Raw genomic sequence first — 20,011 nt, 5'->3', positions numbered from 1 at the left:
ATTTATTTTTATTATTTTGATTAAATTTGACAACAAATTATGTCTATAAACAAAAACAAAAAAGAACTAGATATGTACCTAGTTCATCTTAATATATTATAATTTAATATTTGAGTAAAACTCAAAAGAATTTCCTTTAGTTTGCTTTGCAGAATACATAGCCTTATCAGCAAAATCTATAAGTGTATCTATATTAGTTGAATCATCTGGGTAAATAGACACACCTATGCTTAAATTAACAGTTAACTCTAAGTCATCTACTTTCAATGGAGCCTTAAGATTTTCTAAAATTCTTCTTATAAGTACCATAGAGTTTTCATGATTACTTATATATGGCTGAACAATTACAAATTCATCTCCACCAAGTCTTGCAATAAAATCTGCCTGTCTAATGGTATTTTCAACAATTCGAGCAGTTTCTTTAAGAACAAAATCACCAATATTATGTCCATATGTATCATTAAAATTCTTGAATTTATCTATATCAAACAGCATTACAGCAAACTTAAAATTTCTTCTACTTGCATGTTTTAATATTAAATTAAGATGGTTCATAAGGTGGTTTCTATTTGGTATATCAGTTAGAGAATCGTAATTTGCAAGATATAATATTTTCTCTTCTTCAATTTTTCTTTCAGATATGTCTCGAACCACGTGCATTCGTATTCTATAATTATCTACTAGTGTACTTTTAACACTAACTTCAACAGGGAATCTAGTTCCATCTTTTTTTACATGTTCACATTCAAATATAATGCCATTTTTATCAGCTTCTTTCATTTGTTCCTTAAATAAGTTGTTAGTTGAAAAATGCCTTAAATTTTGAACATTTAACTTAGTTAGTTCACTTAGAGAATAGCCATATTTTAATATAGCACTAATATTAGCATCTATTATATTACCGTCAACGTCTGCATATAAAATGATATCTTGTGCATTATCAAATAAAAGATGATGCTTTTTTGTTATTTCATTAGCTTTTTTTAAATCAGTTATATCAGTAATAAAAACAGTGAATTTATCTTGTATTTGACTAGATACATAAACTTTAAAGTGCTTATTTAGTTGCTCATTATAAAGATTAAAATTACTTGGAATTCCTAATGTTGAAATAATGTTATAAATGTAAATCCAAAATTTGTTTAAAGTAGGTTCAAGATCTGAAACTTTTTTTCCAATAATATAATCTTCAGTTAACCCAGTAATCTCTGTAAAACTATTATTAATTTGTAAAAATTTATAGTCAACAATGTTGCCATTATCATCATAAATTAACTCATTAAAGGCAACACCATCACTTAGCGAATTAAAAAAAGAGTCTAGATAGTTATTACAATCATTTCCGCAAATATAATTCTTCCACATATGTATGAATCTCCTTCTGACAAATTATGCTAAATTATGCAGTATATATTAATTATATAATATTATACCTTATTATTGTATTAATTTTTATTATCTCCATATGATTCTAAATATTATTATAAAAATTAAAGTAAGGGGTATGCAGATTTGCATACCCCTTACTTTAGTTTATTTATTCTGTAACTACATGGGTAATATCCATAGGTTGTCCATCACCAGTAATTGTTGCTGTATTTTCTCCTGGAGTAGTACCATCTTCTACAAACCAGTTAAATGTACATTTACCATTTTCGTCTGTAACACGCATTTGTTGAACATTATATGTGTTGTCTCCAAGTTTATATAAAGTACGTATAGTATATGGCGTTTTTGGTTTTCCTTGTATTGTTACATGACCGAAATCTCCTACCTTAAGGTCAGCATCTGATGAGACAATTTTTACAGAATCAGGTACAGTAGCCTGCACTTTAGAAGCGGATGCTCTATAGTTAAAGCCTAAAGTAAATATAAATACAAATAATAATGCTATACAGAAAACTTTAAACTTCATAAAAATTTCCTCCTTTAGTTACATTTAGTTTTTAAAAACTATATATTTATAATTCCCAGGGTTGGTATTAATATTACAAAATTATAAATTAAAGGATTATGTATTTGTTGGATTGCCATATATGATAAAATGTACTTATTGTTAAGAAGTGCGAGGTAACTAATATGAAAAAAGAAGTTAAAATATCTATAAGAAGTTTAGTTGAATTCATAATGAAAAGTGGAAGTATTGATAATAGATATGTAGGCTCTGTTAAAGCTATAGAAGGTATAAGAGGACATCAACAAATTCAAAAATCATATGGTGAAAACTATAGTGCAGAAGTTCATCTAAAACATAGTTTTACATATGAAGGTATAGATATTAAAGTTGAAGGAAGAGCAGATGGAATATTAATTGAAAACGAAATGACTATTATAGATGAAATAAAAACTACAACTAAAGATCTGCTTTTAATAGATGAAGATTTTAACCCGCTACACTGGGCACAGGCAAAGTGTTATGGATATATACATTGTTTTCAAAATAATTTAGAAAATATAGATATACAAATAACTTATTACAATATAGAAACTAAGGCAACGAGAATACTGAGAAGAACATATACATTTGAGGAATTAAAAGAATTTTTCTATTGGCTTATTGATGAATACAAGCATTGGGCTCAAATAGAAAGTAATTGGATAGATAAAAGAAATAAATCTATAAAAAATCTAGAGTTCCCATTTGAAAATTATAGACCAGGACAAAGAGAGTTAGCAGTGAGGGTATATAAAGGTATAACTGACAACAAAAAGTGCTTTGCCCAAGCTCCAACAGGTACAGGAAAAACTATATCAACATTGTTTCCATCTATTAAGGCAATGGGAGAAGAACATACTTCAAAGATATTTTATCTTACAGCAAAAACAATAACTAGGGAAGTAGCACAGGATAGTATTTCTTTAATGAGAAAACAAAACTTAGGTATAAAATCTGTAACTATAACTGCAAAGGATAAGATTTGTAAAATGGATGAAGCTAATTGCAATCCAGATTATTGTCCTTATGCAGATGGATATTATGACCGTATAAATGATTCATTAAAGGAAATTTTAAAAAAATACGACGACTATAGTAGAGAAAATATAGATAAAATTAGTGAAGAATATAAGCTTTGTCCATTTGAACTATCACTAGATTTAACTTTATCATCAGACGTAATAATATGTGATTATAATTATGTTTTTGACCCAAGGGTGTATCTAAAGAGGTTTTTTGATGTTAAAACTACTGATTATACTTTTTTGGTAGTTATGATTACTATAGAGTATGTCTAATAATATAATATTTGATATATTTATATTAGAGCGCTAAACATTAATTTTTTAGACAATAAATAGGGGGAGTAAAATAATAGAAGTAAAGATATTATTAGAGAGTTAATAGCATAGATTCAGAGGCTGATTAAAAAGGGTAAGAGTATACAAAAAGCTATTATTAAGATCAGGAGATAAAAAAGTATTTCAATATGAGAAATTATACTATATAAATAAATATTATTGTGTGATTGTTTTTCATTTCCCAAAATAAGTATAAATGATATTATTAGAAAGAATAGAATATAATATTAATTACATATTTATCAATATAAATAACTTGAATACTTTACAAAGGGAGATTGTGAGATAGGATGAAACGAACATTTGATTTAAATATAGAAACTGTTCTTGAAAATTGGACTGTTGCAGATGCTATAAGAGAGATAATAGCAAATGCTGAAGATGAAACAATAATAACTAATGCTAAACCAGTTGAAATATATAAAGATAACAATGACAAGTGGCATATAAGAGATTATGGAAGAGGTCTTAAGTATTTACATTTTACTCAAAATGAAAGTGAAGAAAAACTGTCTAGAAAAGATTTAATAGGAAAATTTGGTGTAGGACTTAAAGATGCTCTGGCTACATTTCATAGGCACAATGTAATTGTAACTATAAAAACAAAAAGTTCTATTATAAAAACAGTAATGACATCAAAGCATGGATTTAACGATATCGAGACTTTACATGCTGAAATAATGGAAGTAGAGAATACAGATATAGTAGGTACTGATTTTATATTGGAGAATTGCGCTAATGAAGATATGAAAAAGGCACAATCAAATTTTATAAAATACACCAGCTCCGAGCTATTACAGATTACAAGATATGGAGAAATTTATAAGAAAGCAAGATATAATGATATATCGAATATATATGTAAATGGAATGAAAATAGCTCAAGAAGAGAACTTTGTGTTCCATTACAACATAACTAATATAAATGCTTCAATCAAAAAGGCTTTAAATAGAGAAAGAACAAACGTAGGTAGGAGTGCTTATACAGATAGGGTAAAGCAAATATTATTAAATTCATCTAATGAAGAAGTTTTAAATGTTATGATGGAGCAATTAGAAAAAGTTTCTTATGGAAATAGCTGTGATGAAATAGCTTGGTTAGATGTCGCTACTCATATGGCAAAACAGGTAAATAAGCAAGGGAATGTTGTATTTCTTCCTCAGGGAAACTATGTTAGCGAAGATGTAAGAAATACAATAGAATCAGAAGGTAAGAAAATAATATATATTCCTGAAAATATAGCTTCAAAGTTTGAAGGCATGAAAGATGACCATGGAAATGAGATGGGTACGTTATCATCTTTTATGAAATCATACGAAGAAAACTTCAAATTTGATTTTGTTAACTATAAAGATTTAACTAAGGAAGAACAAAAAGTGTATGATTTATGTGAAAACCTAGCTAAAGAGTTAGAATTTAATAATGTGTTAAAGAAAGTAAAAATATCCAATACAATGCATAAAAGCATGGAGGAAGAAATATTGGGAGTGTGTGACCATCAAGCAGATATGATAGTAATTAAAAGGTCTCAACTTAAATCTCCAGAGCAATTTTTAGGCACTTTAGTGCATGAAGTAATACATTATAAAACATATGCATCGGATTGCACTAGAGAGTTTGAGAATGAACTTACAAAGACAATCGGTAGATTAGCTTATAAGGTGATTGCTTCTAGTATAAAATCCAATAATTCAGGAATATTTGGGTTTATGAAAGGTAAAAAGAGCCTATAGGCTCTTTTTTGTTATTTTTATTACCTGTTTATCGCACGATTGCCTAAAAGAGTCATATTATGTTACTCCAATTATATCTATTTTTTATATAGAGATATTTTTATACAAGTCAGCAATTTTTACGTTTAAAACTTTAGAGAAATATAGCAATTCGTAATCATAAACTTCTCTATTAAAAGTTTCAATCCTTGATAAAGAAGTACGATCCAAATCTAAGCCAAGTAGATTTAATTTAGCAATAAATTTTTCTTGTGAAAGTCCATTCAACTTACGAAGTATTTTTAAATTTTCTCCTATTAAATTTCTCTTTTCCATAAAAACAATCCTTTCACAGTAATATATGAATGTATTTTAAATTATTAGGAAAGAATATATTGTGAGCTTATCTCACAATATGGTTATTTTATGAAAAGGAGGTTCAAAATGGCTATGAAATTCTTGCCTGAAGTAAAAGACAGCTCCGTGTTTAGAGAAATAGCACTAAATACAGTTAATCAGCTTGAAATATTACGAGAAGCGATAAGCAATGCAGATGATGCTAATGCAGATCAAGTCTGTATAAGTATTGATAGAGATTCAGAAGGTCAATTTATAATTACAATAGAAGACAACGGGGATGGAATGGGCATAGAAGAAATACATAAATTTTTCAATTTAGGTTTTTCTCATAAATCCTACAACAAAATAGGAGAGAAAGGATTAGGTACAAAGATTTTCTACAAAAGTAATGGCATACACATAGAGACATGTAGAAAAGATGGAACTGCATATATTGCAGATATGAAAAGCCCATGGGAAACATTAAATAATGATAGAATTCCAGAATATGAAGTTAGAAAATATAATCAGAAAATAAGCAAAGGAACGAAAGTAGTAATCATAGGATATAGAATCGATAATCCAGAACAATTGTTTAATATAGAAACTATAAAAGACTATATTAATTGGTTTACAATCGGAGGCAGCTTCAGAAATATATTTGCTAACAACATTAAGGTAAGGGCTCTTATAAATAATATAGATATAGTACCTCAAATAACTATAAACGACAAGATAAATGATGTATCAAAAATTGTAGTTGGCATTCATCAATTTGAAGAACCTAATGAAAATCCAATTGCAGATTCCTCAATAACGATGTATGCGAAATCTAAGTATTATTCTAGAGCATTTGGTCCATTTAATAGAGAAACAAATATAAATGGAGAGTATGTATCAGTTCAGATATATGGAACTGTAAGTGGAGCGAAAGCTAGGGAAAAAGTGTGCGCTTTAGGTAAAGGAGAGAGCCATAAGTCTAGATTTGGAGTATATTTATGTAAAGATTTTATTCCTTGTGTCCGAATGAATGACTTAATTCATAGCGAGGATTACCACCATTATCATATAATGGCTAATTCTCAAAATTTCAAATTAACTTCTGATAGAAATAATATCTCTAATATAGATGATATAAAGGTTAAGTGGGTAATAAGTCAAATTGAAGAAATAATAAACAAACAAATTACTCCAATAGCAGAAAGAGAATATTTCTCTATGATTAGAAAAGAAAAAGAAGAATATGAAATTAAAAAGAAATGTGAAGCAACGAACAGAATAATAAGGAAACTAGATAAATTTGAAAATTTAGGAATAGATGAAATTCCATTGCTAAAAAAACCAAGAAATGAACTTGAGACAGCCATGTTATTTGTAGCCATGATGTCTCAACCTGATATTAATTTATATTTAGATAATCTATGTAAGATAGTATCATACTCTTCTAAATTACCTACAGATATGATTTGTATAGATAATAATGGTTTAAATATATTAGTTGAAATAGAGTATAAACTAAGTAATTTCTTTAAGCATAATCATCCTATAGAAATTGTAGATTGCATTGTATGCTGGATTATAAATATAGAGGAAAATAAACCATATAATACTAATGGTAAAAATTATGTTCTTATAAATAATGAAGGTAGAAAATATTTAGCTTTTAACGAAAAGATTATACAGATAATAGAACTAAAAGATATTGTAGAGAACATATATATAAATGCCTGTTTAGTATAAATAAATATAAGAACCATATAAAAATAATAGTGAGTGAAGTAATATAAGATCTTATATTACTTCACTCACTATTAAATCAATGTTTAAATTTAGAAACGTATAAATAGATTTAATCGAGTTAGAAATAACGATATATTTAATATATAATTTGGCAGTTATTAATGCATAGTAGCAGAACATCGCAAAGTAGAAGAATCTCTGCTTATATTTTCTATTAAGGATTTTTGTAACAGAAGATAAGCTATGTTATAATATTGTCAAGCGATATTCTAGACTTATCACACAATCTTAATTTAGTTAATATAATTTAGTATAATACAAATTTAAGGGGGGTAAACATGGAAACGATGGGAATTATAAGAGTTGTTATAGGGGTAATTTTAATAATTTATGGACTAGGGGTAAATTATTATGAAAAGTTTCATGATATGAAATATATAGACCAAAGAAATGGTGTGTTAAATGGTAAAGTAGCTGTGTTAGCAGGAATTTTTGTCTCAGCTTACACAGTTAAAATAGGTATTATATTAGCTATAATAAGTATCTCATTATTAATAATAGAAGAAATTATTATTAATAGGAAAATTAATAAATCAAAATAAATTTTATAGAATAATAAAAAGGTACTATTTTAAATCCTTTTATTCTATTAAACAATTGTGTGATAAATAAAAATAACTATATCATAGTGTTTATATACAGAGTACTTTATAGGTAAGTTTTTTGTAAATTAAGAACTATATCTTTGATAATATATAATATATATTTATAAGTATAATTCGCAAAAAATCTAGGGGGATAGAGATATGAAAAAAATCAAATATCTTTTTATTACTTTAACATTCATTTTCTTTGCGACAATCATTTATCAAAACTACATTTATTATACTATATCTAATAATTCCTTATCTAAGAGGTCTGTAGAACCAATAACGTGTAGCGTTACAGACTATAATCCCAATCTTTCTGAAAATAATAGTGAGAATTCTAAGTTTGAAAATACTTCAAATTCAAAGGATTGCTCTGCTATTTTTAAATATCTTAAGGATTTAAATTTAAAACCTATGAAATCAAAAGATTTTGATTATAGTACTATGAACCTTAGGTATGACATTCGCCTTGACTCACCTGACAATGATAATCTTACTATTTTAGTGTGGTTAGACGACTTATCAAGTATTTATATAGATTCTGAAAAACCAGATTTGCCTAGAGGATATTATAAAATTATTAACTCTGAGTTTAATTATAAATACATCAATAACTTAATTGCTAATTCCGAAGAATAAAGAAATAAGGGTAGATAAAAAATCATCTACCCTTATTATAACTTCTTGTTAAAATATAAGTTAATGAACAATTGTATAATATTGAGAAATAAAAACATATCTGATACCATATAGATAATTAGGAATTTTTAGGGGGGAATAAGTATGAAAAATTTAAAAAAAGTTAGCACTATAGCATTAATTGGAAGTATAATTTCAATGATTTGGGGTATTGGTGTAGTAACTTATTATGTAGATAATTTGTTTATTCGAGGACTATCGGTATTTATTATAATTGTATCATCTGTATTGGTATCGAATACAGTGAAATTGATATTTAAAGAAACCAAGTAATATAAATCTAATTTATCGACCAGATTTAATGAACAATATTTATATATAATGCTGTAAGGGGGGGAGAATTTTCCCTCCTTTTATTATGTATTTATTTTTAAAATATAGCATTAATACTGAATAAATGACATTTCTTTTTTATCATACTTATATATAAAAAAAGGATATCGGTATATCATTAAAGAAAAAGTATTAAAAATGTATTTGCAATATATTTTAAGGGAGGAATTTCTATTATGAATAAAAAAATCTTGGTACTAGTCATTGTGTTGGTATGCAGCACAGTTATTGGTTGTAGTTCTAATGATGATGAATATACAAGAAGTATAGGTACTACAACAAAGTTTGTTGAGACAAATGAAAATGATGCAGAAGAAATTGTAAAACATAAATTTAACATAGATGAATTTATAGGTGGGGTTAATAAGGTTATTAATAAAACTGGCAATGTCATTGATAGCAAAATTAGTGATAAAGTCCTTGAATTAAGAGTTAAACTATACTCCAAAACTTCATCTAGTATAGATGATGATTGTATACTTATATATAATGTTATTTCTTCAATCCTCTTAGTAGATGCAGATTTCAAAACAATAAGTGTAGAATTTTCTGATTCGAACAATGCAAAAGTAAGAACAATCTCCATGGATACTAGAAATGCCATTGAGGAGAATATTAACGGTTTTAAAATAAAAACTCATTTTGATATAAATGATATACGTAATAATCTAAAAAAGTAACATATTATGATGATCTGTTTATCTAAATATGCAAAAATGTTTATAAATTGAAAATTATTATATATAAAAGGAGGATAAGTAATGAGATTTAAAAAGGGATATATACTCGGATTAGTAATTGTAGGTGGACTAACATTTGTGGGAGTGAAAGGTTTTGAAGAGTCTCAAAAAGAATTATATGCTTTTGCTAGTAGCGATAATGAATTAGAAATTGCAGTTAATGAAAATGGACAAACATATGGAAGTAATATAGCTATAAAAAATTCTAAGATGGATGAAGATGGTAACCCAGATGAGTTAGATTTGATTTTAGTAGAAGCTGACAACGGTAAAGCTGGCTATGCACTAAAAGAGGATTTTTATGATACAGCAAACCAACCTAAAAATCCAGAAGAGGCAATAGCTTACATGGAGAAACTCAAGAGAGAAGGCGATAGAACAATTCCTATTTATGAAAAAGATGGTAAGACTGTAATAGGTTCATTCAAAATAGGTAACAAATAAAAAAATAAAATATCGTGTTAAAGTTTACAACCTTTATATGTAACGCAGTAGTATAATAATACGTATAGAGATGGGGAGGAATATATGGAAGAGTCAAATCAAATTCAAGAATTAAATCAAACTATGCGATCTGGTTTTGATAGTGTTTCAGTAGCAATTGATAATCTTAGACTTAGTAATAATCAACTTGGAAATTCAATTCTTTTGATTATACTCATTGTTGTATTGGTTAGTATAAATATAAATCTAAAGAAACTAGTAGAATTAAATTCTTCTAAAAAGGAGTAGTTTTTATATATAATGTAATATTTCATACTAAAGGGTTTTAAGAACAAATACCGAAAAATAGGATAGTAGGTGTTGTACTTATAGTCATTATTTAGGCTATTGTCCATATACTAATATTAGGCACAATAATTAATTTTTTATTCAATATGAAATAATTTTTATATATTATATAATTTAAAAGGGGTAAATAAACAATATGAAAAAATATAAATTAGGGAGTTTCATACCTATAATAACTATGTTTATAGTATTTATTTTAGCGGATATTTTTAACTGGAAGGATTTATTTATAATTGGACTGTTAGCGATTGTCCCATTATCTTTTTTTATAGAAGGAATGCTATGCTCTATAAAAAATAAAGGCTTTATAATTCCATTGGTTATGTCACTTTCTGCATTTTTAGTAGTAATTTTAGTAATGCTAAATGATTCTGCAAATATATACTTAGGATACTATGCAGTAGCATATATTTTAGGATATGTACTTGAGAAGATGATTTCAATACTAAAAAATAAAATCAATAAAATTTAGATTAGAAGTAAATTAAAAAAAGGGGGGATTAAAATGGAATATACATTACTTGTGGTTTCTGCAATTATAATACCATTAATTCTTTTTATATATAGTCTAATATTATATAAAAACAAAATTATTATATATACTATAAATAATGAGAGTATGAAGGTTACAAAGGATTCTTATTATAGTTTACAGCTATTATTTTGCATAATTATTTGTATTTTACTAATTTTTGAGAGTGTAATGGCTATTAATAGTATAAGTCTTTTTGCATGTTATTATATAGCTACATTTTGGTTGATGAATTATTTATTAAAGTTTATATCAATTAAAATGAAATATGTAAGTATAGGTTGTGAATAATACCAAATTTCAATTTACTGAATAGATTAAATGAATAATGTTTATATATTGTTCGTTTTGGTAGGGAATATATCTCATATCTTAACTATAAATCTAATTTCACAACTTATTTTTTAAAGCCTAATTTGAAACATTTTCCAGGTAGCTAATAATAGTTTTATTAATCAGCTTATAATAGTATTCCTTCTCTTATAGTCCAGGAAAGAGCGCCTGGAACTAACACTCATACATACTATAATAAGCTAGGTTACCTAGAATAAATAGTTAATAGAGTTAACGTAGATATTCATGATCTAGCACCCGATAAAGAGCAATCGGACACAAGCTTCATTCATAAGTACTAAGAGCTTAGTTTATCTAAAAGAATTACAATAAAAAACCATACCAAAGGAAGGTATCATCTCTTGCAGACATGATACCTTTATTTTTATTTTTGAGGGAGAATGCTAAGAGTGCAAAGAGCGCACATTTTGCTAATTTATTTAACTAAACAGATGTTGAAATCATAAAATTAAAAAGCAGAGTTAATAAGATTAAAGATACTACAGTATTTAGTGAATGGCTAATTTATAAATGGATAGTCTTCTTAAATTTGCAAAACTCCTATTATAAAAGGTATAAAAAGTGGGATTATGAACAAAATTATTAATGCATGATTTTTTACACATAAATAGGAGGATATTATATGGATTTTTCAATGTTTTGTTTTCAATGTGAACAGGCAATAGGTGGTAAAGGTTGTACAAAAATGGGTAACTGTACTAAAGATTCTGAACTTGCCAAAGTTATGGACTTGTTCATATATCAATTAAAAGGAATAAGTTATTATGCAATGAAGTTATTAGATAGAGGAGTAAAAGTAGACCAAGACGTATCTGCATTTGTTGCAGATGGAACATTTTATACTCTAACAAATACTAACTTTGATACTAATAGATTCTTTGATTTATTAAAAGAAGCACAAAGTATAAAAGAAGAATTAAGAAAACAAGTAAATAACGATGAAGGTGCTCCAGAGCAAGCTACATATAATTTACCATCAGACAAAAATGAAATATTAAAAGACGCTGTAAAAGCGGGTATAATGTATAATCAATCAATAGATCAAAACATACGTTCATTAAGAGAGACAATAATATATGGACTAAAAGGTATGGGAGCATATGCCCACCATGCAAGAGTTTTAGGATATGTTAGTGAAGAAGTAGACCAATTCTTCTTCAAAGGATTAGCTGCAACTATAAATGATAAATTAACTGTAGAAGAATTAATAAATATGACAATGGAAACTGGTAGGGCAAACTACAAGTGTATAGAATTACTAGACACTGCAAATACAGAAACTTATGGAGATCCAGTTCCAACTCCAGTAAATGTAAATGTTAAAAAAGGTCCGGCAATAATAGTATCAGGACATGATTTAAGAGATTTAAAAATGCTACTTGAACAAACTGAAGGAAAAGGTATAAACATATATACTCATGGTGAGATGTTACCATGCCATGGTTATCCAGAATTAAATAAATACTCTCATTTAGTTGGTAACTTCGGTGATGCATGGCAAGACCAACAAAAACAATTTGATGGAATACCAGCTGCTATACTTATGACTACTAACTGCTTAATGAAGCCTAGAGATTCATACAAAGACAGATTATTTACTACGAGTATAGTTGGATGGCCAGATGTTAACCATATAAACAAAAGTGATGATAAAGGAAATAAAGACTTTACACCTGTAATAGAAAAAGCATTAGAATTAGGCGGATTCCAAAAAGATGAAGAAGAAAAGAAAATAACAGTTGGATTTGGTCACAAGTCTACATTAAGTCACGCAGGGGCAATAGTTGACGCTGTTAAGACAGGGAAAATAAAACACTTCTTCGTAATAGGTGGATGTGATGGAGCAAGACCAGGAAGAAACTATTATACTGACCTTGCTAAACAAACTCCTCAAGATAGTGTTATACTTACTTTAGCTTGCGGAAAATATAGATTTAATAAATTAGATTTAGGTGAAGTAGCAGGACTTCCAAGACTTTTAGATGTTGGTCAATGTAATGACACATACTCAGCAGTAAGAATAGCATTAGCACTTGCAGAAGCTTTTGAATGTGATGTAAATGACTTACCATTATCTATAATGTTATCTTGGTATGAACAAAAAGCTGTTGCAGATTTACTAACATTATTATCATTAGGAATAAAAGGGATATACCTTGGACCATCAATTCCAGCGTTCTTATCTCCAGATGTTCTACAATACTTAATAAATCATTTTGATTTAAAACCTATATCAACGCCAGAAGAAGATCTAAAAGTTATATTAGGATAATAAAAGGTTGATAAACCAATATAATAAATAATAATCAAGTATAGTAAAAGGACTAGGTTTTGTTAAACCTAGTCTTTTTTGGATTAAGTGCATTTATCGAACAAAGTATTTCCATCGACAACTAACGCAACCTGCGATATATTAGCTTGAGTATAAATTGGGGAATCAGGGTTTACACTGGCAAAAAAATACACGGTGTATATTCTACCTGGTTTAAAACTAATTGATATGTTTTTTGTAATTTGATTAAGTGAATTAATTTGCAAGTTATAAATTCCTGGATTTACTTGAATATAATTAGTACCTTGCCCAGGAGCTAAAGCTATAGAGGGCATACCCATAGGTGGATTGGCGATAAATGTTATATTGGTAGAATCTAAATTATAAAATCTAACTTTCGTCCGATCTGGTGCTAAATTTTCATTAATATCATCTAATATAGTTAGAAATTTAAAATTATTTGAACTACCCCAAAATGCATATGTGAATATTTGACCACCTGATATTTCAAACGCTTGATCTTCTAATAAAAGATTATTAGTTTGAGATTGATATATTTTTATATTTCGCTTTCCTGGTATTGTTGGCATATAATCTCTAAGTTCGCTGTAGTTCATGTTTACAATTCTAGGTTTGTCATTTATATAAATATCTACTGATAATCCTGGAACAGTGTTAAACATTCTAACTATTGAAGCTTGATTATCTATACAAGGATTTAAGACATCGTATATTAATTGACGGTTCATAATATCACCACCTTTACATAAAAATGGATTTTGCAAGATAGGTATTCCCATTTATAGGAGGTAACTCAGGCATTGCCAGAAACCCTCTAATAAAAGAATATTCAGGAGAAAATGACTTTATACTTTTTTAAATTATAAGTGGCCTACCAAAATCAGATATACCACTAACTGCATTTTATTCATTAGAGCTTATTTCAAAAGGTTATTAAATTGAAAGTTTTATAATATAGTTTATTGAGAGTAAAATATTTAAAATAAGAGGTAAAAATAATGAACTATATAAAGATATACATAGTACATATATTATTTGGGTTATTTTCTACTGCACCTATAGGATTTACAAACTTTTTAGTAGCTTTATTGTCAGCTGAACAAAAGCCATTAACTATAAATGCAATATCGTCATTAATAGCTCTTTTATCTTGGGGTCTTTATGGATATTTATGTGGAAGATACAAAGACAAGTCGTTTTTGAAATTTAACATTGTATTTTGGACTATAGGAATATTTGTGGTTATATCTAGTATTTGGGTAAATACAGGACCAGATATGATTATGACTATTGTAGGTTTTTTATCTATAGTTTATATCGGCCCTATTTATGGACTATCATATTTTTCTTGGGGAGCAGGTACAAACATATTATTTTTAATAACAGGGATAGTAGTATATTTTAGTATTGGAATTATAGGATATAAAACTGGAGAAATAGAAGACAATGAAAATAAATAATCTTTCATTAGATTATGTCTTAAATCAGCGTTGAATTTAAAAAAAGGGGAGAAATAAGAGTAGGTCTACTATAAGTAATACTATATTTAGTATATAGAGTTATGGTGTACAGTAGTATAAAACTGTGCATTTTTTTATAAATTAAAGCAAAATAAAAAGAGCCTTTAATAGCTCTTAGTCTATACATGGATTATACAAAGTAGTCCCATCAACAGACAGTATAATCTGAGGTATGTTGCCAGTTTTATATCCTGGAGAATTAAAATCCATACTTCCTGTAACATACAGTGTATATATTCTTCCTGGATTAAGGTCAATATTTATATCTATTGGTTGAAGATTTGGATTATTCGAGGCCAATTGAAATCTATGGCTACCTGGATTTATTAAAGTGTATGCAGTACCTTGTAGGTAAGATAACGAATCATTTATTGAACCGTTCGGCGAACTCATTTGAAATGATATAACAGAATTATCTAGATTATAAATTCTAATTTTAGTTTGATCAGTTGTTATCCTTTCATTGATGTTATCTATTATTGGTAGAATATTTATATTATCTACGCTTCCAGTTATCGCCAATGTTATAATTTGACCCAATGGTAATCGTATATCCTTAATATCTGCTAGCGTTTTTTCTCTATTACCTGTTGGAAAGATTGTAATATTATATGATGTAAAACAAAAAGCTTTGTATCTAGCCATGTCTTTATATTGAAGATATCTAGCTCCCCATATACCGTTTATATATATATCTACGGGAGGAAGTTCTGGTAATGCCTGAAATGCTCTAATTAAAGACGTTATAGGCGTAACACAAGGCACTTGTAATTCGTGTGTAGTTATCTGTCTACAACTATACATACACATACCTCCTTTGAATATTTATATTCATATAAATTCCGTATTATAATATATGAATATAAATACTATATTGTCAATAAAATCTAACAATTCTCTAGGATTAATTTTAGAAATTTTTAATATTCGAGATATATAACATATTTTAATATGTAGTTTTTATATACTACGCAGTATAAGGGTGTGAACTACTTAATATCAAACTTAATTAATAGCTGTATCATAGTGTATAAGCTTTAAATGCTATGATACAGCTATTTTTATTCTTTATTTATCACACAATTGTCTGGCAGTCCTAGTAATTTAATCTAGTCTGTTTTTGCTATTCTATAAAATTTATTTGGTTGTATTAGTTTTTCTATTGAGCATAATTTCTTCTGCTATTACTAATGCGACACTTATTATAGCTACTATTATACCTATTTTAACTGTGTAAGCTGAGACTAAAGTTCCTGCAAATACAGCTACTTTACCATTTAGCACACCGTTTCTTTGGTCTATATTTTTCATATCATGGAACTTTTCATAATAATTTACTCCTAATCCATAAGCTATTAAAACAATCCCTATAATAACTCTTATAATCTCTATCATTTCCATGTTTATTTCCCCCTTTAAATCTGGACTATACTAAACTATATTCATTAAATTAAGGTTATGTGATAAATGTAGAACACTGTTTGTTAATAGTATAACATACTTTACTATCTGTTGTTAAAATCCTTTAATATGAAACATAAGCGAGGTTCTTCTGTGTCACAATATTTCTATACTTTCTATTAGAGAAAGAAGAAAGAATATTTCTTTGTTAGTATATATCTTAATTTCAAAACAATATTAAAGCAGAGACTACTTTTAAGGGTTTTTATATATCCAATGGTAGGTTTTTTAATCCGCTTATAATAGTATTCCTTCGCTTATAGTTCAGGAAAGAGCGCCTGGAACTAACACTCATACATACTATAATAAGCTAGTTTACCTAGAATAAATAGTTGGTAGGTAACGTACATATTCATTACGCAGCAACCGATAAAGAGCAATCGGGCACAAGCTTCACCCATAAGTACTAAGAGCCTAGTTTCTCTAAGAACATTTCAATAAAAAACATACTGAAGGTAGGTATCATCTCTTGCAGACATGATACCTTTATTTTATTTTTTGGAGATGTCGCTAAGAGTGCAAAGAACGCACACTTAGCTGGGTTACTTCATAAAATAAAGATACTAGAGAGTAGTTAATGATATTGAAAATAATGTTATATTTAATATATAGTTAAGATGAAAACTAGTACGCAGTTGCATGTAACAAAGTCATTTGTCTAATTTATTATAATAACTTTGTTAATAGAATATAATTAAGTAAAACAAATAAAAAGGAGTTTAATAAAATATGTATGTAGTTAAATATTATAAATGGTTTCGTTGTATAAAAAGTCTACTAATAATACTATTAGTATCTATATCATTAGTTGGATGTACTCAGACTAATACAACTGAAGAAAAACTACCATTAGATAAAGAAGAACAGGATGTAAATTCGGACTCATTAAATGATAATATTTTGAGTGAAAATACAAACAACTTTATTACAAAAGATTTTGTAATGGCTGTTGATGATGCACATTTTAAAGTTACTCTTGAAAAGGTAGATGTTAAGATTGAAGATTCAACTAAAGAAAACTTAAAAACTATATTATCTAGTGTTAGTTTGATTAACAAGACTAACGAAGAAGTTTTCATATCTATAAATCATTCTTGGAGCAATGATGTTATGAAATCTAAAATACCAGCAAATGGTTCTGACAATATAAAAATTTCTACTCAAATGCCTAAGGATCTTAACATAGAGGATATAAGCCTACATGTAGAAATTAAATCAAAAGATAATAAAGTTGTATTTAATCATGCATTTGGTTTAGCAAGTGAAATTAATAAATAGAAAAATTAAATGGTTATCGCATAATGGAAAAATTTTATATATTACACATTAGGATAATATTATGTGCAAGTAAATAAGGTAGGGTAATAGATATTTTTTTTATTTTTAGGGGGAGAAAAGTAATGATAAAAAGGTGTAATAATTGCAATGTAAAAATACCATTTATCGCATTTTATAGACAGTTTTTGAAAAATAGGTACAGTTATACTTGTCTTGAATGTAGTTCCATTCATAAAGTAACTGTTTTTTCAATAATTGTGAGTACAATACTATTTCTTATTGTCCTTGCTTATTTATATACAGAAATATATTCAGAAAAAAATCTACTATTATTTATTGCTTGGATATTGATCCATCATTTGATAGTACAACCTTTTATATTAAAATATAACAAAAAATCTTAGCATAAGTAATTAATAGCTTCTATAAACACAACTAATTGATTGAGTTAAACAATAAAATATTATGTAAATTGGGAGAATTCAAATATGCTGAGAAATACAAAACAAAACATATTACCAAAACTTAAGATAATTTGTTTAAGAATTTTAAGTATTATATTTGTTCCAATTATAAGCCTTATTTCAAAGGATACGAAAAATAATATGTACTATTTATTTCCTAATGAAATTTCAAGGATTTTAACTATAATAATTATTTTAATACTTATGTTTGCATGGTATCTTTTTTTTCAAAAAATGATATATAAAATAAAAAATGATCTATAAATAAGGGGTAGTATTCAAGTATAAATTACTATTTATTATAAAATTAGGGGGAGATAGTATTGAAGAAATATAAATTATTAATAGCGATACTAACAATTTTATGTATATCAATGATAATTATTATAAACAAGCCATATAAAAACACAGATGAATATTTAAAAAGAAATTATTCAGATTTAAATTTAGAAAATGAAGATGATTTCTCAGGACTAGAAATTTTATCTGAAGATATAAAAAATAAAAAAATTATTTTTACAGGTGAACACCATAATTTAGCTCAAAATAATGTTGTAAAATTAAAGCTTTTAAAATATCTCCAAAAAGAAATTGGTGTTAACTATTTATTGCACGAAGTAGGATATGCTGATTCATATTTTTTAAATAAATACCTAGAAAGTGGAGATGAAACTATACTAAAAAACTATTTTGAAATTTATAAAAATCATAAGTACTATACTGAAGAAAACTATAATGAGTTAGTTGAAATTTATAAATTTAATCAAACTTTACCTAAGGATAAACGGATAAAGGTAGTAGGCGCTGATATTCAATCCCAAGCTACTTATGACTATATACTTGATGTAGTAAAGGATGAAGAAAAGCTAACCGATGAGCTAAAAATCTTAATAGATGAATTAAAAGACTTTGACTACTATAATAAAGGTGGATATAAAAATTTATCGAATATTTTAAACAAACTTAATAAAGATATAGATACCAATGAAGAAAAGTACAAAGATATATTTAAAGAAAATCTTAATGAATTTAAACTTGTAATAAAAAATATAACGGATTTGAGCAAATCATATACAAGTGATGAAAAGTATTCTGATAATATAAGAGATAAATATATATATGAGAATTTCAAAATAATAGACTCTCAACTTAAAAACCCAGTGTATTTTGGGCAATGGGGAGGTTTTCATGCATTTCAAGATACAGTTTATAGTAATTTAGACTTACTTGATATGAATTATTTTGCATCATTATTAAATAAGGATGAAAAATACAAAGATAAAGTACTATCAATAGCCTATGGATATTATTTTAAAGAACCGGTACTGCAACATAGTGATTATTTTATAAATGAAGATTTATTTAAAGATTATATAAACTCAAAATCAAAAGCAACTATATTTAGATTAGATAATAGAAAATCACCATTTAAAGAAGACTCTATTAATGTATTTTCAAGAAATTCATATGACTATAAAAATAATCCAACAACCAATTATTTTCAGTATTTAATATTAATAAGAAATAGTGAAGAATCAAAATTCGTATGGAAAAATATTTTTAATGAGTAGGAAGTTAGCAAATAAAATTTAGAGGTGAAATATGAAAAATACAAAAATATGCCCAAAATGTAATTCAAGGGAGATTTTAAGGATTTTAGGTGAGACTGGTGCATATGGTACTGGAAACAATATTTTGGTGGGCGCTACTATATTTGGTGCAGTAAATGTAACTAGATATTTATGCTGTGAGTGTGGATATTCTGAAGAATGGATTGATAGCAAGAAGGATATAGAAAAGCTTCGTC

At 27.2% G+C, this 20,011-nt stretch carries 22 protein-coding genes; 16 read left to right on the top strand and 6 right to left on the bottom strand.

The genetic code is table 11. The features are described from left to right. Nucleotides 1-96 precede the first annotated feature (96 nt). Nucleotides 97-1,365 (bottom strand): PAS domain-containing protein, encoded by a 1,269-nt coding sequence (locus BS62_RS04985; RefSeq protein ID WP_496490152.1) that lies wholly within the window; start codon nt 1,363-1,365, stop codon nt 97-99. A 172-nt stretch (nt 1,366-1,537) separates the two neighbouring features. Next, entirely contained in the window at nt 1,538-1,915 is a 378-nt protein-coding gene (locus BS62_RS04980) for a hypothetical protein (RefSeq protein WP_496490151.1), read from the bottom strand. 164 nt (nt 1,916-2,079) lie between these two features. Between BS62_RS04980 and BS62_RS04975 the strand changes: the two genes are divergently transcribed. After that, nucleotides 2,080-3,234, top strand: a complete 1,155-nt coding sequence (locus BS62_RS04975; RefSeq protein ID WP_496490150.1) for a DEAD/DEAH box helicase — start codon at nt 2,080-2,082, stop codon at nt 3,232-3,234. 353 nt (nt 3,235-3,587) lie between these two features. Then, nucleotides 3,588-5,030 carry an ATP-binding protein gene (locus BS62_RS04970; RefSeq protein ID WP_496490149.1) on the top strand — a complete coding sequence of 481 codons (1,443 nt, stop codon included), beginning with the start codon at nt 3,588-3,590 and terminating at the stop codon, nt 5,028-5,030. 84 nt (nt 5,031-5,114) lie between these two features. Here the strand turns inward: BS62_RS04970 and BS62_RS04965 are convergent, their stop codons facing one another. After that, nucleotides 5,115-5,345 (bottom strand): helix-turn-helix domain-containing protein, encoded by a 231-nt coding sequence (locus BS62_RS04965; protein ID WP_496490148.1) that lies wholly within the window; start codon nt 5,343-5,345, stop codon nt 5,115-5,117. A 108-nt stretch (nt 5,346-5,453) separates the two neighbouring features. Here BS62_RS04965 and BS62_RS04960 point away from each other — a divergent pair, with 108 nt between their 5' ends. The 10 genes from BS62_RS04960 (at nt 5,454) to hcp (ending at nt 13,460) form a co-directional block, all read left to right on the top strand. Further along, complete coding sequence (locus BS62_RS04960; protein WP_496490147.1) at nt 5,454-7,088, top strand: ATP-binding protein; 1,635 nt, start codon at nt 5,454-5,456, stop codon at nt 7,086-7,088. A 338-nt stretch (nt 7,089-7,426) separates the two neighbouring features. Next, a complete protein-coding gene (locus BS62_RS04955) occupies nt 7,427-7,690 on the top strand; it encodes a hypothetical protein (protein ID WP_496490146.1) in 264 nt (87 codons plus the stop codon). 204 nt (nt 7,691-7,894) lie between these two features. Beyond that, nucleotides 7,895-8,377 (top strand): hypothetical protein, encoded by a 483-nt coding sequence (locus tag BS62_RS04950; RefSeq protein ID WP_496490145.1) that lies wholly within the window; start codon nt 7,895-7,897, stop codon nt 8,375-8,377. Nucleotides 8,378-8,521: 144 nt separating this feature from the next. After that, entirely contained in the window at nt 8,522-8,710 is a 189-nt protein-coding gene (locus tag BS62_RS04945) for a hypothetical protein (RefSeq protein WP_496490144.1), read from the top strand. A 236-nt stretch (nt 8,711-8,946) separates the two neighbouring features. Continuing rightward, on the top strand, nt 8,947-9,450 hold the full coding sequence (locus BS62_RS04940; RefSeq protein ID WP_496490143.1) for a hypothetical protein: 504 nt from the start codon (nt 8,947-8,949) through the stop codon (nt 9,448-9,450). 81 nt (nt 9,451-9,531) lie between these two features. Next, complete coding sequence (locus BS62_RS04935) at nt 9,532-9,954, top strand: hypothetical protein (RefSeq protein ID WP_496490142.1); 423 nt, start codon at nt 9,532-9,534, stop codon at nt 9,952-9,954. An 84-nt stretch (nt 9,955-10,038) separates the two neighbouring features. After that, entirely contained in the window at nt 10,039-10,242 is a 204-nt protein-coding gene (locus BS62_RS04930) for a hypothetical protein (protein ID WP_496490141.1), read from the top strand. A gap of 196 nt (nt 10,243-10,438) precedes the next feature. Beyond that, nucleotides 10,439-10,774 (top strand): hypothetical protein, encoded by a 336-nt coding sequence (locus tag BS62_RS04925; protein WP_496490140.1) that lies wholly within the window; start codon nt 10,439-10,441, stop codon nt 10,772-10,774. 33 nt (nt 10,775-10,807) lie between these two features. Next, complete coding sequence (locus BS62_RS04920) at nt 10,808-11,125, top strand: hypothetical protein (protein WP_496490139.1); 318 nt, start codon at nt 10,808-10,810, stop codon at nt 11,123-11,125. Between the two features lie 685 nt (nt 11,126-11,810). Further along, nucleotides 11,811-13,460 (top strand): hydroxylamine reductase, encoded by a 1,650-nt coding sequence (hcp, locus tag BS62_RS04915; protein ID WP_496490138.1) that lies wholly within the window; start codon nt 11,811-11,813, stop codon nt 13,458-13,460. An 83-nt stretch (nt 13,461-13,543) separates the two neighbouring features. Here the strand turns inward: hcp and BS62_RS04910 are convergent, their stop codons facing one another. Continuing rightward, nucleotides 13,544-14,209 carry a DUF4397 domain-containing protein gene (locus tag BS62_RS04910; RefSeq protein ID WP_496490137.1) on the bottom strand — a complete coding sequence of 222 codons (666 nt, stop codon included), beginning with the start codon at nt 14,207-14,209 and terminating at the stop codon, nt 13,544-13,546. Nucleotides 14,210-14,479: 270 nt separating this feature from the next. On the opposite strand from BS62_RS04910, the gene BS62_RS04905 reads away from it, so the two are divergent. Continuing rightward, complete coding sequence (locus tag BS62_RS04905) at nt 14,480-14,941, top strand: hypothetical protein (protein ID WP_496490136.1); 462 nt, start codon at nt 14,480-14,482, stop codon at nt 14,939-14,941. Between the two features lie 174 nt (nt 14,942-15,115). Here BS62_RS04905 and BS62_RS04900 read toward each other — a convergent pair whose 3' ends face one another. Together BS62_RS04900 and BS62_RS04895 are read right to left on the bottom strand one after the other, a co-directional pair. Further along, on the bottom strand, nt 15,116-15,805 hold the full coding sequence (locus tag BS62_RS04900; RefSeq protein WP_496490135.1) for a DUF4397 domain-containing protein: 690 nt from the start codon (nt 15,803-15,805) through the stop codon (nt 15,116-15,118). Nucleotides 15,806-16,138: 333 nt separating this feature from the next. Further along, on the bottom strand, nt 16,139-16,402 hold the full coding sequence (locus tag BS62_RS04895) for a hypothetical protein (RefSeq protein WP_496490134.1): 264 nt from the start codon (nt 16,400-16,402) through the stop codon (nt 16,139-16,141). Between the two features lie 789 nt (nt 16,403-17,191). Between BS62_RS04895 and BS62_RS04890 the strand changes: the two genes are divergently transcribed. The 3 genes from BS62_RS04890 to BS62_RS04880 form a co-directional block, all read left to right on the top strand. After that, complete coding sequence (locus BS62_RS04890) at nt 17,192-17,740, top strand: hypothetical protein (protein WP_496490133.1); 549 nt, start codon at nt 17,192-17,194, stop codon at nt 17,738-17,740. A gap of 787 nt (nt 17,741-18,527) precedes the next feature. Next, nucleotides 18,528-19,775 carry a TraB/GumN family protein gene (locus BS62_RS04885; RefSeq protein ID WP_496490132.1) on the top strand — a complete coding sequence of 416 codons (1,248 nt, stop codon included), beginning with the start codon at nt 18,528-18,530 and terminating at the stop codon, nt 19,773-19,775. A gap of 31 nt (nt 19,776-19,806) precedes the next feature. Then, nucleotides 19,807-20,011: hypothetical protein (locus BS62_RS04880; RefSeq protein WP_496490131.1), on the top strand; the 205-nt coding region annotated here is incomplete at its 3' end.

The sequence above is a fragment of the Sporacetigenium mesophilum DSM 16796 genome, assembly GCF_059569055.1.
Note: the sequence above shows the minus strand (reverse complement) of the source record. Positions and strands in the feature narration are given on the sequence as shown.

Excerpts from the sequence above, each read along its gene's own strand:
- BS62_RS04905 (WP_496490136.1), top strand. The coding sequence starts at position 14,480 with ATGAACTATATAAAGATATACATAGTACATATATTATTTGGGTTATTT.
- BS62_RS04980 (WP_496490151.1), bottom strand. The coding sequence starts at position 1,915 with ATGAAGTTTAAAGTTTTCTGTATAGCATTATTATTTGTATTTATATTT.
- BS62_RS04950 (WP_496490145.1), top strand. The coding sequence starts at position 7,895 with ATGAAAAAAATCAAATATCTTTTTATTACTTTAACATTCATTTTCTTT.
- BS62_RS04985 (WP_496490152.1), bottom strand. The coding sequence starts at position 1,365 with ATGTGGAAGAATTATATTTGCGGAAATGATTGTAATAACTATCTAGAC.
- BS62_RS04935 (WP_496490142.1), top strand. The coding sequence starts at position 9,532 with ATGAGATTTAAAAAGGGATATATACTCGGATTAGTAATTGTAGGTGGA.
- BS62_RS04960 (WP_496490147.1), top strand. The coding sequence starts at position 5,454 with ATGGCTATGAAATTCTTGCCTGAAGTAAAAGACAGCTCCGTGTTTAGA.
- BS62_RS04970 (WP_496490149.1), top strand. The coding sequence starts at position 3,588 with ATGAAACGAACATTTGATTTAAATATAGAAACTGTTCTTGAAAATTGG.
- BS62_RS04955 (WP_496490146.1), top strand. The coding sequence starts at position 7,427 with ATGGAAACGATGGGAATTATAAGAGTTGTTATAGGGGTAATTTTAATA.
- BS62_RS04910 (WP_496490137.1), bottom strand. The coding sequence starts at position 14,209 with ATGAACCGTCAATTAATATACGATGTCTTAAATCCTTGTATAGATAAT.
- BS62_RS04975 (WP_496490150.1), top strand. The coding sequence starts at position 2,080 with ATGAAAAAAGAAGTTAAAATATCTATAAGAAGTTTAGTTGAATTCATA.
- BS62_RS04895 (WP_496490134.1), bottom strand. The coding sequence starts at position 16,402 with ATGGAAATGATAGAGATTATAAGAGTTATTATAGGGATTGTTTTAATA.
- BS62_RS04945 (WP_496490144.1), top strand. The coding sequence starts at position 8,522 with ATGAAAAATTTAAAAAAAGTTAGCACTATAGCATTAATTGGAAGTATA.
- BS62_RS04940 (WP_496490143.1), top strand. The coding sequence starts at position 8,947 with ATGAATAAAAAAATCTTGGTACTAGTCATTGTGTTGGTATGCAGCACA.
- BS62_RS04920 (WP_496490139.1), top strand. The coding sequence starts at position 10,808 with ATGGAATATACATTACTTGTGGTTTCTGCAATTATAATACCATTAATT.
- BS62_RS04925 (WP_496490140.1), top strand. The coding sequence starts at position 10,439 with ATGAAAAAATATAAATTAGGGAGTTTCATACCTATAATAACTATGTTT.
- BS62_RS04965 (WP_496490148.1), bottom strand. The coding sequence starts at position 5,345 with ATGGAAAAGAGAAATTTAATAGGAGAAAATTTAAAAATACTTCGTAAG.
- BS62_RS04930 (WP_496490141.1), top strand. The coding sequence starts at position 10,039 with ATGGAAGAGTCAAATCAAATTCAAGAATTAAATCAAACTATGCGATCT.
- BS62_RS04890 (WP_496490133.1), top strand. The coding sequence starts at position 17,192 with ATGTATGTAGTTAAATATTATAAATGGTTTCGTTGTATAAAAAGTCTA.
- BS62_RS04900 (WP_496490135.1), bottom strand. The coding sequence starts at position 15,805 with ATGTATAGTTGTAGACAGATAACTACACACGAATTACAAGTGCCTTGT.
- hcp (WP_496490138.1), top strand. The coding sequence starts at position 11,811 with ATGGATTTTTCAATGTTTTGTTTTCAATGTGAACAGGCAATAGGTGGT.